The organism is Saccharospirillum sp. HFRX-2, from assembly GCF_043196805.1.
Classification (GTDB): Bacteria; Pseudomonadota; Gammaproteobacteria; order Pseudomonadales; family Natronospirillaceae; genus Saccharospirillum.
In genome coordinates, this window is the sequence record NZ_JBEBMU010000001.1 from 1,116,251 (window position 1) to 1,130,668 (window position 14,418).

Genomic DNA, 14,418 nt, shown 5'->3' on the forward strand with positions numbered 1-14,418 from the left:
AAGAGCGTAATCAATGGTAGAACTAGAGTTTCAACAGAAAACTAAGGCTCTTATTGATAGCCTTAAAAATATTTGTGCCAACTATGGTCTGGGTAACGACGGCAATGAGTTTAAGATTATTACTCAGACTTTTTTGTATAAATTTCTAAATGACAAATTCGCTTATGAAGCGAAGAAAATCGATGAAAGTGTGGCCAGTGCAGAGATATGGGAAGAAGCCCTAATCGCGATGAGCGAAAATAAGCTAAAAATGCTACAACTACAAATGGGTGGTGATACTGCGCTCTTAAAACCAAACCACTTTATCAGCTACTTGTTCAGCCGCCAGAATGAGCCGGACTTTGGCAAGCTATTTGATGATACCTTGCGCGACATTGCGCAAACCAACAATGACGTATTTGCGGTAAAGACCGATGGCGGAGCCAAGGTAGTGCTATTTGATCGAATTAGTGAATATATTGCTGATGAATCCAAACGCGATGCCTTTTGCCGAGCTATCATCAACAAGCTGGTGGAATTCAGTTTTGAACGCATCTTCACTCAAAAATTTGATTTCTACGCCACCATCTTTGAATACCTGATTAAAGACTACAACAGTAACTCCGGTGGTAAATATGCCGAGTACTACACACCTCATGCAGTAGCTCGCATTATGGCCGCCATTTTGGTTCCGGCCGACCAGCAGGGAAAAGTTAAAAACGTTAGTTGCTACGACCCATCAGCAGGCTCAGGCACTCTATTAATGAACGTAGCCCATGCCATTGGTGAAGACCGTTGCAGCATATTCACTCAGGACATATCGCAAAAGTCTTCAAACCTGCTGCGTCTTAACCTGATTCTGAACAACTTAGTTCACTCCATTCCCAATGTGATTCAGGGGAATACGGTGTTACATCCTTATCACCGGGATGGCAAAGAGTTGAGGAAGTTTGACTACATCGTCTCCAATCCACCATTCAAAATGGACTTCAGCGACTTCCGCGATGAGTTGGACAGCAAAGAGAATAAAGAGCGGTTCTTTGCGGGCATTCCTAAGATTAAAGCTAAAGCCAAGGACAAGATGGAAATCTACCAGCTGTTTTTGCAGCACATTATCCGTTCGCTCAAACCCGGTGGCAAAGCCGCAGTGGTAGTGCCGACGGGCTTTATTACTGCGCAATCGGGTATTGATAAAGGCATCCGTAAATACATGGTAGAAAACAAGATGCTGGCCGGTGTGGTCTCTATGCCATCGAATATCTTTGCCACCACTGGCACTAATGTATCCATAGTGTTTATGGATGACAGTAACAAAGAGAACGTCATGTTGGTTGATGCCTCCCATCTCGGTGAGAAGGTTAAAGACGGGAAAAATCAAAAAACCGTACTGAGTCCCGATGAAGAGCGGCGAATTACTGACACCTTTAATGCTAAAGAAATATTGGATGACTTCTCCGTTGCCGTTAGCTATGAGGATATCGAAGCTAAGAATTACTCGTTAAGCGCGGGCCAGTACTTCGATGTCAAAATCGAGTATGCGGATATTACCCCAGAGCAGTTTTCTGAAAAGATGCAGAGCTTTACAAGTAATTTGGATAGCCTATTTTGTCAATCTCGTGATTTAGAAACTGAGATTAAAAAGCAGTTGGCGGGGTTGAGATATGAGTAATTATCCCCTTTCTAGCTTAAAAGGGAAGATCAGCATTAAGCATGGATTTCCATTTAAGAGTGAGTTCTTCTCGGATAAAGAGACAGACTTCATTGTGCTTACGCCCGGAAATTTTTATGAAGAAGGTGGTTTCAAAAGGCAAGCAGGGAAAGAGAAATTTTATACTGGAGATGTTCCCGAAGAATACCTCCATAAGGCTGCCGACCTAATAGTTGCAATGACCGAACAAGCAACCGGGTTGTTGGGCAGTTGTGCTAGAGTTCCAGAATCAGGAATTTATTTGCACAATCAGCGGTTAGGGTTAATTACTACAGATTCGAAAAAGATACTGAGAGATTACGTATATCACCTTTTCAAGACGAAGACTGTACGAGAGCAAATTCGCCTCACGTCATCTGGCTCAAAGGTTAAACACACATCTCCTGAAAGGATATACGACGTAAGGGTTCCTCTCCCAACTGTTCCCGAGCAACAGAAAATCGTTAATTTACTTGATGCGCTCGAAACAAAAATCGAACTCAACAACCGCATCAATGCCGAATTAGAGTCCATGGCTAAAACTCTGTACGACTATTGGTTTGTACAGTTCGACTTCCCAGACGCCAACGGCAAACCCTATAAAACCTCCGGCGGAAAAATGGTCTACAACCCAACCCTAAAGCGGGAAATACCGGAGGGGTGGAGTGCTACACCTTTGTCTGTAATCACTCCAGTTAGTAACCAGTCAGTAAATCCAGCCGACTATTCCGACAAGGTCTTCAGGCACTTCAGTATCCCAGTATACGACTCCACAAAAACGTTTGGCCTTGAAGCTGGGCAAACCATTGGTAGCAATAAATTTACTGTCAAAGAAAACGACATTCTGGTCTCAAAGCTGAACCCGTGGTTTAGCCGAGTGATCTATGCCATGGAAGAGGAAGATCTTATCTGCTCAACCGAGTTCGTAGTATGGCGAACACCGAATAGCAGTATTAAGAACTTTCTTTATATGGTGGCCACATCACCACAATTTGTAGCGCACTGTACCCAATCAGCAACAGGCACCTCCAACAGCCATAAGCGGGTAAATCCAGGTGTCATGATGCGCTTCGAGACTCCTTTTAAGGAAGAAATCGCTAATACTATTGGCGAGAAGCTTGAACCCATGATCAAGCAAATGGTAATTAGTCAAAGGGAGAATACCGAGCTAGCAAAACTGCGAGATTGGCTTTTACCCATGCTAATGAACGGCCAGGTCACAGTTACTTTTTCTCGACAGCAAGAGACCATGGAGGCTTAGGATGGCCAAAGACCTTACCGAGTCATCGCACGATCGCCAAAATATCCTCAATAATCGCTATGCCTTGCAACAGGCCGAGCAGCATTTGGGGTTAGGCGGCGTGACGTTTGAGGGCGAAACTCTATTTACCAAGGCGCAGGTAGTGGCTTTGTATGGGGTTACAGATCGTACCATTGAACGTTATTTAGCCAGCTATGAGGACGAGTTGAAAAGTAATGGCTATCAGGTTCTGAAAGGAAGAAAACTCAATAAATTCAAAGAGATATCGAATGGGTCCGACATCAATGACGGTACCAAAACCAGCGTGCTGGGAGTGTTCACTTTTCGAGCAGTATTGAATATTGGCATGTTACTTACTGAAAGCGAGCAGGCTCGTCTGCTACGTTCTCGCCTGTTGGATATTGTGTTGGACGTTATGGCGGAGCGCGCAGGCGGGCATACCAAATTTATTAACCAGCGTGATGAAAACTATCTCGTCAGTGCGTTACAGGAAGAGAACTACCGTCTTCAGTTCACTAGTGCCTTAGATAACTATGTTGAAGGTAACCACTGGAAATATGCTCGCTTTACCAATCTGATTTACCAAAGCATTTTTCACGAAAATGCCGCTGAATATAAAAAGGTCTTGAAGCTTGCGGCTAAAACTACTATTCGGGAAACCTTATATTCTGAAGTACTAAACCTGATTGCCAGCTACGAATCCGGAATTGCTCATGAGTTGCAAAAAGCAAGCATAGAATACGGTCGTAAGCTAACCTTGAAAGAGGCCGAAAGCCTTTTTTCCAGTTTCGAAACGCACCCGTTATTTAAACCACTTATCCTGGATGCGCGAACCAAGATGGCCAGCCGTGATTTATGTTTTCGCGATGCTTTGCATGAAAAGCTGGAAGCGTACATCCAATCCGTACCAGAAGCGGACTTTGAACGTTTTCTAGGCGAAAAGAGCCGTTCACTAGAAGAACAATTGAGTGACCCGGAAACTTTGGAAGTACTAAAACGCCTAAAGGATCGATAGTTAAAGGATTACGTCAATGAATGATTCTGTAGGTACGGGATTACGGTTTTTCTACTTTGATGTGGTACATGCGGTCAGTGTTCACGATTGGATCATTAAACATTCTGGCGGGCTGGCTGGTACCAAAGATATTGGCCAGTTGGAAAGCCCGTTGGATCATATTCAGAACGATGTCTATTATCCGGAAATCGAAGATAAACTGACGCACTTGGTGTTTTCCATTAACAAGCACCATGCATTTAACGATGGCAATAAACGTTCATCGTTAGCCCTGGGAGCTTACTTTCTCGAATTGAACGGCTTTGACTATGTGGTAAAGCGATTTATTAAAGAGATGGAAAACATTGCTGTCTGGGTCGCTGATAACGTGATTGACAAGGATTTACTTCATCAAATTATCTGTTCAGTGCTTTATGAGGATGATTTTTCCGAGCCGATTAAGCTGGCCATTATGGAAGCCATTGAAGCGACCAACTAATGGGATCGGTTAACATGACAAAATGGGAGCGTAGACTATGGGGTACGAGGCAACATTCAATGGATGGAAATCTCTAACCGTCGAAGACCTTCTCGTTGCATACAGAAAAGCAAAAGCAGACTGTTTCTTCGAAAACACCTTTCCTACGGCAATCAAGTTTGCTGAATTCGAACAAGACCTACTGGAAAATTTAAATACTCTCTTAGGGCAATTAAAGAAGGACTCCGCATTCGAGAATAATGAAGAATTAATCGGGGATTTCCGATTACTCCCCAAAAAACTGTCTACTAGGAAAAAACCAGATGTTAATGAAACCGGTCATGTGCACTTCTCCAAACCAGAAAGGGCAGTTGAAAACCTATTCAGGTATTATGACATAACGCCTGAATTCCGGATTATTGGTGACTTTCCAGTTGAAACACACATCATTTCAGCGTTATGGATCAATATGATTGGCCACCAGCTTGATGCCAATCTCGACGATAGTTGCTATGGAGCTAGACTAAAACGAATCAGCAATGATGAGCCATTCACGGACGACGAAAATAAACCATTCCATATCAGCTCAGTTGGCTCGTTTGTTCCGTATTTTCAACCCTACCAACAGTGGCGTAGTGATGGTCTTAATGCAATTCGAGATGAGTTAGAGAAAGATCGGGATGTTATTGCTGTGTCCCTTGATCTGAAAGGTTATTACCACTTTATCGATCCGCTGGCTATTTCTGGTACGGCTTTGCTTGAAGCCTTAAATCTTAAGCTATCCAGTGAAGAGATGATCTTCACTGAACAACTTACCCGATTTTTAAACAATTGGGCAGAAGGTGCTGCAAGATTCGGACAGACCGTTGGAGGTAGAAGCGCCAAGATCAGCGGAGGGTTGGTGATTGGTCTGACTTGTAGTCGTATTCTTTCCAATGCCCTGTTGCATAAGTGGGACAGGCTCGTTCTAGAAAAGTTATCACCTATTCATTACGGCCGATACGTAGATGATATGTTTCTCGTGTTACGTGATACAGGTACAGTCACTAACAGCTTAGATCTGATGAACATGATTCAGGAGCGAATGGGTGAGAACTTCGTTTCACAGAATCCCAAGGATGATAAGGTTTGGGAAATTGATCAAGGTTCGGAGATACAAGGAGCGACCAAAATATCGCTTCAATCTGACAAGCAAAAATTATTCATATTGCAAGGTCGGGCGGGCCTAGACTTGCTGGACAGTATTGAGGAAGAGATACACGAGCTCTCCAGTGAGCATCGCCTTATGCCGTCACCAGACCAACTAGAGCATTCGACGGCAGCCAAAGTGCTCTCCGCTGCTGGTAGCGTGGGCGAAAATGCTGATACATTGCGTAGAGCCGATGGTTTGACAATTCGTCGTTTGGGTTGGTCTTTGCAATTGCGTCATGTAGAAACCCTGGCTCGGGATTTGCCGCCGAATCAATGGAAAGAACAGCGCGAAGAGTTTTATCAGTTCGCGCATAGTCATATCCTGCGCGCTGATAATCTCTTTGCTCATTTCAGTTACCTACCAAGATTACTTGGTTTTGCAATCAGTATGAATGATTGGGAGCAAGCTGAGCAGATAGCCGTAAAGTCCTATCGAGCCATTGATATCTTAGCCTTAGAAGTTGGCAGGGGAGAAAAGATCCGCATCAATGGATGCGATGTCAAAGTGCTGAAGAACCTTTGGGGCTATATAAAGGGTACTCTAACATGGTTGTTTATTGATGCTGCTACCCGATACTATGATCCAAACAAGTTATTTCTAGGTGAGCGGTCTAGGAAGAAGAAGCGCTTGGCTGATCTGTTCCTGAGTCAGATTGTGGAAGCACTGACTGATTTTAAGGCGCTGCTAAACCTACATTTTGATGTGGCCGAGTTTGAGAAGAAAGCACCACTTGTTGCTTCATCGGACCTTGCAAAAGAAGCCTATAAGAATATTTTGAACAGCCAGTCTGCTGAGGAACTGGTTGGCAATCGTGATGCTACGAAGGAAAACGAAATTCTAAGATTGCTTGGTAGCTCTGGGCTGCTCGATGTGGAAACGTTTGAGCAGTTTATTAGCTCTACCCGAAAAACAAGGTTGAGTAAGGTTACTAAAGGGAAAAAGAAAAATGACAGCTACCTGCCTTATCTTTTTCCAACCCGGCCGCTGTCTCCGGCTGAAATATCGGAATTAGCCCCCGAATGTGTTGGTCTGCCACCCGTTTCAGGCAAAACTCCTACCTTTAACCCGGCAGTTACATGGGCTAAATACACCCAGGTTTTGCGCGGGGTATGGATAAAGCCTACGCTTCTGGCAGCAGAGCAAGACGCCGATGATAAGGGACCTAAACGGCGCAGGAAGTATCTGAGGATTGGAACTGACAGTAAAGACAAGGTAGTGGTTGCATTAACCAACCTGCGTACCGAAGACAGTGATTGGGCGGCTACCGCATGCAATAAGCCGAATTTAAGCCGCAAGCGTTACCAGAAAATATCCAAATTGGTTAACGATGTATTAAAGCTAAAGCCGAGGCCGGATTACGTCCTTTTCCCAGAGCTTTCAATCCCTTTGCGCTGGCTGAATAGCATTGCCGCTAGACTTAGTGCTGCGGGTATTAGTTTAATTGCAGGAATGGAATATCGGCATAGCGAAGAAAACAAAATTCTGAGTGAGGCCGTGCTGGTTTTGGCAGATAACCGACTCGGCTACCCAACCTTTGTAAAAATATGGCAACCCAAACTTGAGCCAGCCGTTGGCGAAGACAAAGACCTCACGGTGAAATTTGGCAAGAAGTGGGATCTTTCTAAAAAGTCACCGAAGCCGATTTACATCCATAATGGCTTCAACTTTGGTGTTATGGTCTGTTCAGAATTGCAAAATAGCAAGGCGCGGATTCGTTTCCAAGGTGACGTTGATGCCCTCATGGTGCTCAGTTGGAATAGAGATCTGGACACTTTCGCGTCTCTAATCGAATCGGCTGCATTAGATGTTCATGCGTACACCATACTGGTAAACAACCGGAAATATGGCGATAGCCGCGTTCGATCTCCAGCCAAAGAGAGCTTCCTGCGGGATATTGCCAGACTGAGGGGTGGAGACAACGACTTCGTGGTTGCTGCGACCTTGGATATTGCAGCACTCAGAGCATTCCAAAGTCGTGCTAAACGCTGGCCAGAAGAAGGCGACAAATTTAAACCTGTGCCTGAGGGGTATAGAATATTGGCCGACAGAAGAAAGTTACCACCCAGGTAGACTTTTACTTTTATCATCCAATTTGCAAAGCTCCATATGTAGTTTTAAGAGCATTTTTCTGCACTTACTTGGGCAAGTTTATTTTTCCTTTGGTACCCGATAGGCCACTTAAAGGGGCTGGTGTTGTTCGCATAGCAGTCTTCGGTAAAGAACTGAACTGAACTGAAGTGAAGGGTCTGGGGCACACCGACTGATCAACTTTCCGCATTTAGTAGGCCTGCGATTTCTCGACCACTTGCTGCACTATGCAAGGCAGTCGTCCTTTCTGACCTACCTCAAGACGAAACACCTTGTGAGATTTCTTTAGGTTGTCCGCCAATTCTTCTTTCCTTTGCTGCTCGTGTGCATGCCAGGCAGGTTGACCTGGAGCACTGCGCTAAGCCTCGCTAAGAGGACTGTTATCTACGGTATCGAAACCGAGTTGGTTGTAAAACCGGCGTACAAATTCCACAGCTTCAGGATGATTGCGATACACCGACAGTGCATGACGCCCGGGCGTTCCCTCTGAGCTTGCAGAAATAAACAGCCTTGGCGCCTGGATATGAGTGAATGCCTTGGCAACCTTCGAGGTGGGGAGTTGCTCCTGCCTGAGTTCGGGTTCGGTTTTCTCGCCCGAATCGATCATCGGATAGCTGCCGTCACGCCAGGGCACGTCGTTCTGCAGTTTGAGTGGAACGGTGATGACTACGCAATCTCCGCTTTGCGCAGACGCGCTTAGTTCAGCAACCAGATCCTTCAATGTTTCTGGGTCGCCTGAGTTTGCTATTCCCGCAGTATTGCCACCCTTTAGTTAGTTTCCTCCGATATTTTCATCCCGAAGTTTCTTAACAACTCATTGACCACTAAATTTTCGAGCTATTAAAACCAAATGGTGTTTGATTCGATTCAAAACACTCCGTTATTACGGTTATCAAACATAGTTAGAGAGTATTTTTTTCAAAACGAAAATAACAATCGGAACGGATCTTAATTGCAACTGGTTGCGCTAGTTGCTTTTGTACCTGGTCAATTTTCTGCACTGCTCTGGACCTAAGAATTTTTTTCAATTTTTACGAGAGAATATTAGCTTTTTCTTAAATCTGGTCTAACTTTCCTGACAGCGTATTGGGGTGCGCATTCAACTCGATGAAACCTAAGTAAAAACCTTGTTAGAGGATCTTGCAGATGTACTGGAAGCGTTTGCCAACTCGGGCAAAACTCATGATTGCTATTGGCATGCCGCTCGTTCTAATGGCCATTGCTTGCTTTGTGATATACACCAATGTTCAAAAAGTGAAGCAGTCGCAAGAGTGGGTGAAGCATACCTACCAGGTGCTATCGACGGCCGATGCGATCATGGCTGCGGCGGTGGATATGGAAACCGGTATGAGGGGTTTTCTGCTGGCGGGGCAAGAGCAGTTCCTGGATCCGTATAAGAATGGTGAGACGCAACTTTATTCTCTGCTCGATGAGTTGATGAACACTGTTTCAGATAACCCTCCTCAGGTGGAGCGGTTGCGTAAGGTCGAAACAACGTTGACCGAATGGCAGGCGAACGTCACTGAACCGGTGATTCAAATGCGCCGCAATGTCCGTACTCCTGTACAGATGATGGCTGTTGTCAATCGCGTAGCTGAAGCGCGCGGTAAGGTGTATTTCGATTCCGTGCGTTCATTGATGGCTGAATTTAAGCAGATTGAATCGGATCTTTTGGCCGTTCGAGATCAAGATAATACTGCCACGATGATTCAGACTGAGCGCGTTCTGATGTACAGCATTCTGACGGCTTTCCTGATTGGCATCGGCATTGGTTTGTTCGTAATTCGCGAGCTGTTGAATACCTTGGGAGGTGAGCCGCACGAGGTGGCGCAACTGTTGGGTAAAGTAGCTGGCGGTAATTTAAGTATCGATGTCAGTCGAAAAGCGCCGGTAAACAGCCTCTACAGTTCCTTAAGAAACATGGTCGATCAATTGAAAGTACTGATCACGGATGTGAAAAGTGCCGCCGATACTATTAACGGCGAAGCCGAGAAAATTTCGGTTATCTCTGAAGAGTCGAGTAATGCGAGTAGCGTGCAGGTATCTGAAACCACTCAGGTGGCAACCGCCATTGAAGAAATGAGTGCTACGGTTCGGGAAGTGGCTAGCAGTGTGCAAACGACGGCCAACGCATCCAGGGGTGCGAACGACCAGGCGCTGGATGCCAGAAGTGCGATGACATCTGCGGTGTCAAAAATGAATGAACTGAACTCAGACATTGATAAGGCGGCCAACGCCATCAAGACAGTTGACCACAACACCAACGAAATCAATTCAATTGTTGAAGTTATCCGTGGCATTGCCGAACAGACCAATCTGTTGGCGCTCAACGCAGCCATTGAGGCGGCGCGTGCAGGTGAAGAAGGTCGCGGTTTTGCGGTGGTGGCTGACGAGGTCAGAACCCTGGCAGAACGCACTGGCCATTCCACCAACGAAATTAATGGCATGATTGCGAACTTGCAGACGGTGGTGCAGGAAGCCGTTCAGTCAATGAGTTCGAGTCAGGCGCAGTCACAATCAGTGAGTGAAAGCGTGCAGAGTACCGATGCGCTGATTTCGTCAATGCAGGAGGCGATTCAAAACATCTCTGATATGAGCATTCAGATATCGAGCTCTGCTGAAGAGCAGAGCATTGTGGTTGCAGACATCAGCAAGAACGTCAGTGTTGTTAATGAGCTGGCCATCAAGACGTCTGATGGCTCGAAGAAAACATCGAGCCTGATTAGAGATCTGGTGAATTTATCCTCATCGCTGAAGCGCTCTGTCGATCGTTTTACCGTCTAAAAGACGGCTGTCTTGGCTCACAATCGCACGCGGTTGTGAGCCTTTTTCGGCTGGCTTCGACTTCCGGAACTTTCATGAAAACTAATTTTTATAATTAACCTTATTCATATGTTTCTAAGGCTGAAATCGCCGAGAATATTTCCCAGTCCATTGGTCTGCTTTCTAATAAGAAAACTGAACCGGTGTTGCTTGTTCAGAACGGAACAGTACCTTTCTATGGATAGAGAGTGGATAGCAGATTACTGCGAATTAATAAGACGATCATGCCAGAGCCTACTAAGCAGGTAGCACTCTGGCGTTTCGAAATTGCTTACTCTTCCCAGCCCATCCAAACGGCAGCATCAACACTAAACTGCGTCATTGGGACTTGTTGGCCATCATAGGGTTCAACACCAACCCAGACTTCCCATCCCGGGGAAAGCTCAGTGCCTCCTGCCCAGGTGGCAGTACCATCATAGGAGTCTGTGGTGATGTTTCCCTCACCGATAAATTGACGGCAGTTGGTTCCGTTGCCTCGGCAGAAATAAACCAGAAGATGTTCTTCATCCGCTGAATCTATGCCATAAATCTGAAGAGAAAATTCGACACCATCAATGGTGGAAGCAAAAGGCGCTGTAGTGACCAAATAGCCAATGTAATAGTTACCGCGAGCCCCTACTGTTACTGTAGTGGAGTCGTAAGAGGGATTGGAGGCTGCTATTGCAAGCTCAGACGGCGCATAGGTTGGTTCCGCTACACTCTCACTACTTCGACCGGCGTTCCCGACGACCGCGCTTGAAAGGTCGTAGACTTCCTTGGAAAGCTCTGCTGCATTTACGTTGAGGATAGCGGCTGAAAAGCCAATGATCGTTAATAGCGTTGTTGTTAGTTTTTTCATGAAGTTGTCCCTCTATTTAAAGATATAGATCAATGATTGTGGTGATGCACATTGCTGATATCCCTATCTTTTATTTCTGTTCTATTCACCTCCTTGAAGAGCTTAAGAATCGATTTATGCCGTCGCATCGACACTCAGGATGTTGTTTTTCAAAGCGATCTATTTTCAGTAAATCCTTTCGTCGGTTTCGTCTCCATTGGCGTACTAAAACTGTAATCAAGGCAGGCTTTTGAAAGCAAATAATCAGTAGTCACATCTGTCCGCTTTGGTGAAACATCTGTCCGCCAGCTAGTTGATTTGTGTCGTACTTATTTTTCGCAGACGCGGGTAATCAGAAAGATGCTTATGAATATTTGATGTCTTGCGGAGCAATATTCCAAGGGCGCGAGCTCTGTCCCGGCGTTGTAATATTATTTTATCCGTGTTGATTCTTGCCGCCACGTCCGAAGAACGAACATTAATGTTTACCCGGGCAGTTAAAACGCAGCGAATGAACGACTTTAACGACTGGGCTTCCTTGCCCACCTCCGTTACCGAATGGCGCAAATTACATAGTCGTCCAGATACTGCCAGATTGTGCCGGTTTCCTTAAAACCGGCGCTGCGCAGGGTTTCCAGATGGTAGCCGAGTGTCACCTTGGTTGGCGGTGCGTCCTTGGCCCAGCGACGGCTGCGTTCTTCGACGGCGTCACGATAATCACTGCGTGATTCGGCCAGTGCCCACCATTGATCCCAGTCATCCACACCCTGGCCGAAGGCTTCATCCTGGTTGGCCTGGTCGTCTGTTTTGGCCAGTTGGTGGAGTGTGGTTTGGTTGTGAGCATCGAAGTAGAGGTGATCGGCATTCATAAAAATACCGCCGAGGCGCAGCCGTTGTGCCAGCTGGAAATACAGCCGCGATAAGCTGTCGGGTTCCAGCCAGTGCAGGGCGGTGGAACTGACGATGGCATCGAACGGACCTTGCAGTTCGGGGTGTTGCCAATCGATGTTATTCAGGTCGATGTCGAGCACGGTCGCCTTGCCTTCTGCCGGCAATATTTCCTTGGCAATTTTCAGCAGCACCGGGTCTTTATCGACGGCAACCACCTGGCAATTTTCCAGCCCTTTTAATAACGCCTGGCTCAGTGAGCCGGGCCCGCAGGCCAGGTCGAGAATGCGTGGTTGTGCTGGCGCCAGACGGCGAATGGTATCGACCATGATGTCGAAGCGTTGATCGCGGTGTTTGATAAAAGCCGTTTGTTGGGCGTCCCAACGTTGCAGCAAGGTTTGCGCACTAGGCTCGTGCGTGGTGGTCATGGCGTTCTCCTAACAAAGTATGCGAAGCAAGGCGGGCTTGCTCAGGTTCAGCGAAAATAAGATGGGGAAAACCGGATGGCCGGTCGAGCCGGGTGGTGCGAATGCCATAAACCGGCTGCAGATTGTCAGCGGTCAGCACCGCGGTTGGCTTCCCCTGGGCGACGACCTTGCCCTGGTTTAACAACAACAGTTGGTCGCAATAGCGCGCCGCCAGATTCAGGTCGTGCAGCACCAGGACGGTGGTCAGATTCAACGTTTGGTTTAACGCCAGAATGTCGTGTTGATAGCGCAGGTCGAGGTGGTTGGTCGGTTCGTCGAGCAATAGATGAGTGGCTTGCTGGCATAAGGCTCGGGCGATTAGTGCGCGCTGCACTTCGCCGCCCGATATCGCCGAGATGGGCTGCTGTGCTTTGTCTGCCAGCCCGACCCGGAACAGGGCTTCAGCGATGTGTTGATCATCTTCTGCCTTACTTCGCGCAAACCAGTTTTGGTGTGGCAATCGGCCCAGGCTGACCAGGTCGTAAACGCTTTGGCCATTATCGGCCGGGCGTTGCTGGGGTAATACGGCCAGGCGCTGGGCGATGGCCCGGCGCGACAGCCGGGCGAGGTTTTCACCGTCGACGGTCACGCTGCCACTGTCCGGGCGCAAGGCCCGGAACAACAGGCGCAACAAACTGCTTTTGCCACTGCCGTTGGGACCGACGACGCCAAGTGTCTGGCCGTCTGGCAGGGTGAAACTGACATCCTGCAGTATTGGCCGACCGGCCAGTGATAAGTGCAGCGCCTGGACGTTGATCATGGCAGTTTGGCGATCTGCTCAGCCAGCACATCGGCGCCGCGAATGGACATCGGCGTCGGTGGGTCGGTCAACGGGAACGCCAGGGCGGTAACGCGTTCGTTCTTAACAGCGCTTAGGCTTTGGACAGCGGGAATTGCCAGGAATTCGTCGACGATGCTTTGTGGCGTGGATGAGGAATGCAGGATGACGATGTAGTCCGGATCCAGCGCCAGAATGTCTTCGACATTGGCGTCGAACACCCGCTGCGGTTCGTCGCTGTAGAGGTTGTTCAAACCGGCTGCGCGGAACACCGGCGTCACCATGCTAAAGGCGCCGTAGGGGCTGAGCACTTTGCCGCCGCGCGATACATAAAGCGCGATGGCAGTCGGGCTTTGTTCGGGCAGATCGGACGCCAGGGCAGCGACTTTTTGTTGCAGTTGAGCAATGCGTTGTTCGGCCAACTCAGCTTCATCCAACAGAAGCCCGAAGCTGGTTAGTTGCTGATAAACCCAATCGAAATCAGCCACGTCATCGGCTGCGCGGGTGCTGCTGTTGCAAAACGCCGGCGCGGAATAAAGCGCGATACCGGCATTGGCCAGCAGTTGGCGATCGACGGCGTTTTCCGGTGCCAGCACCAGATCGGGTTCGGCTGCCAAAATAGATTCGAGTGAGATAACCGCGCCGCCGGTGGCGTTGGTGGTGGTTTGGATTAACGGAATATTTTCGAGCTGATCGTAAACCTCGGCGTCGTAAATGCCCGGCATCGGGTCGTTAGTTCGGCCGATTACGCGGTCCAGCGCATCCAGTTCGCTGAGCAGGGCGATGTCGCTGTTGTTGACCAGAAAAATGCGCTCGGCCGGGCCATTCAGTTGCAGGCTTTGACCGCAGTTATCCAGTTGCAATGGGTAGTTGGTATCGGCCAGGGCGTGAGTGGCGCAAAAACTGAGCGCTAGAGTCAGGGCGGTGAGATGTCGTTGCATAAGGTTTCCTGTGAGTGGATAAGTG

Annotated in this window: 11 protein-coding genes; 6 read left to right on the plus strand and 5 right to left on the minus strand. The window is 47.7% G+C overall.

Going from position 1 to position 14,418, the window contains the following annotated elements; all coding sequences use genetic code 11:
* Positions 1-13 precede the first annotated feature (13 nt).
* From ABMA60_RS05220 to ABMA60_RS05240, 5 genes are read left to right on the plus strand one after another with little or no spacing between them, the layout of a single operon-like run.
* Positions 14-1,648: a class I SAM-dependent DNA methyltransferase gene (locus ABMA60_RS05220; protein ID WP_392799718.1), complete on the plus strand. Its 1,635-nt coding sequence runs from the start codon at positions 14-16 to the stop codon at positions 1,646-1,648.
* Positions 1,641-2,927 carry a restriction endonuclease subunit S gene (locus tag ABMA60_RS05225; protein ID WP_392799721.1) on the plus strand — a complete coding sequence of 429 codons (1,287 nt, stop codon included), beginning with the start codon at positions 1,641-1,643 and terminating at the stop codon, positions 2,925-2,927. The genes ABMA60_RS05220 and ABMA60_RS05225 overlap by 8 nt, the downstream gene beginning before the upstream one ends.
* 1 nt (position 2,928) lies before the next feature.
* Positions 2,929-3,942 (plus strand): hypothetical protein, encoded by a 1,014-nt coding sequence (locus tag ABMA60_RS05230; RefSeq protein WP_392799723.1) that lies wholly within the window; start codon positions 2,929-2,931, stop codon positions 3,940-3,942.
* Positions 3,943-3,958: 16 nt separating this feature from the next.
* Positions 3,959-4,420 (plus strand): type II toxin-antitoxin system death-on-curing family toxin, encoded by a 462-nt coding sequence (locus ABMA60_RS05235; protein WP_392799725.1) that lies wholly within the window; start codon positions 3,959-3,961, stop codon positions 4,418-4,420.
* 37 nt (positions 4,421-4,457) lie between these two features.
* A complete protein-coding gene (locus ABMA60_RS05240; RefSeq protein ID WP_392799728.1) occupies positions 4,458-7,661 on the plus strand; it encodes a hypothetical protein in 3,204 nt (1,067 codons plus the stop codon).
* A gap of 376 nt (positions 7,662-8,037) precedes the next feature.
* Here ABMA60_RS05240 and ABMA60_RS05245 read toward each other — a convergent pair whose 3' ends face one another.
* A complete protein-coding gene (locus ABMA60_RS05245; protein WP_392799730.1) occupies positions 8,038-8,400 on the minus strand; it encodes a hypothetical protein in 363 nt (120 codons plus the stop codon).
* Between the two features lie 425 nt (positions 8,401-8,825).
* On the opposite strand from ABMA60_RS05245, the gene ABMA60_RS05250 reads away from it, so the two are divergent.
* Entirely contained in the window at positions 8,826-10,463 is a 1,638-nt protein-coding gene (locus ABMA60_RS05250) for a methyl-accepting chemotaxis protein (protein ID WP_392799732.1), read from the plus strand.
* A 310-nt stretch (positions 10,464-10,773) separates the two neighbouring features.
* On the opposite strand, the gene ABMA60_RS05255 is transcribed toward ABMA60_RS05250, so the two are convergent.
* From ABMA60_RS05255 to ABMA60_RS05270, 4 genes are all read right to left on the minus strand, one after another.
* Positions 10,774-11,340 carry a hypothetical protein gene (locus tag ABMA60_RS05255; RefSeq protein WP_392799734.1) on the minus strand — a complete coding sequence of 189 codons (567 nt, stop codon included), beginning with the start codon at positions 11,338-11,340 and terminating at the stop codon, positions 10,774-10,776.
* Positions 11,341-11,870: 530 nt separating this feature from the next.
* On the minus strand, positions 11,871-12,635 hold the full coding sequence (locus tag ABMA60_RS05260; protein WP_392799736.1) for a class I SAM-dependent methyltransferase: 765 nt from the start codon (positions 12,633-12,635) through the stop codon (positions 11,871-11,873).
* Positions 12,613-13,434 carry an ABC transporter ATP-binding protein gene (locus tag ABMA60_RS05265; RefSeq protein ID WP_392799738.1) on the minus strand — a complete coding sequence of 274 codons (822 nt, stop codon included), beginning with the start codon at positions 13,432-13,434 and terminating at the stop codon, positions 12,613-12,615. Before ABMA60_RS05265 ends, ABMA60_RS05260 begins: the two co-directional genes overlap by 23 nt.
* The gene (locus tag ABMA60_RS05270) at positions 13,431-14,393 is read right to left on the minus strand and encodes an ABC transporter substrate-binding protein (RefSeq protein ID WP_392799740.1); all 963 of its coding nucleotides are present in this window, start codon (positions 14,391-14,393) and stop codon (positions 13,431-13,433) included. The genes ABMA60_RS05265 and ABMA60_RS05270 overlap by 4 nt, the downstream gene beginning before the upstream one ends.
* Between the last annotated feature and the right edge of the window lie 25 nt (positions 14,394-14,418).

Excerpts from the sequence above, each read along its gene's own strand:
- ABMA60_RS05220 (WP_392799718.1), top strand. The coding sequence starts at position 14 with ATGGTAGAACTAGAGTTTCAACAGAAAACTAAGGCTCTTATTGATAGC.
- ABMA60_RS05225 (WP_392799721.1), top strand. The coding sequence starts at position 1,641 with ATGAGTAATTATCCCCTTTCTAGCTTAAAAGGGAAGATCAGCATTAAG.
- ABMA60_RS05230 (WP_392799723.1), top strand. The coding sequence starts at position 2,929 with ATGGCCAAAGACCTTACCGAGTCATCGCACGATCGCCAAAATATCCTC.
- ABMA60_RS05235 (WP_392799725.1), top strand. The coding sequence starts at position 3,959 with ATGAATGATTCTGTAGGTACGGGATTACGGTTTTTCTACTTTGATGTG.
- ABMA60_RS05240 (WP_392799728.1), top strand. The coding sequence starts at position 4,458 with ATGGGGTACGAGGCAACATTCAATGGATGGAAATCTCTAACCGTCGAA.
- ABMA60_RS05250 (WP_392799732.1), top strand. The coding sequence starts at position 8,826 with ATGTACTGGAAGCGTTTGCCAACTCGGGCAAAACTCATGATTGCTATT.
- ABMA60_RS05255 (WP_392799734.1), bottom strand. The coding sequence starts at position 11,340 with ATGAAAAAACTAACAACAACGCTATTAACGATCATTGGCTTTTCAGCC.
- ABMA60_RS05260 (WP_392799736.1), bottom strand. The coding sequence starts at position 12,635 with ATGACCACCACGCACGAGCCTAGTGCGCAAACCTTGCTGCAACGTTGG.
- ABMA60_RS05265 (WP_392799738.1), bottom strand. The coding sequence starts at position 13,434 with ATGATCAACGTCCAGGCGCTGCACTTATCACTGGCCGGTCGGCCAATA.
- ABMA60_RS05270 (WP_392799740.1), bottom strand. The coding sequence starts at position 14,393 with ATGCAACGACATCTCACCGCCCTGACTCTAGCGCTCAGTTTTTGCGCC.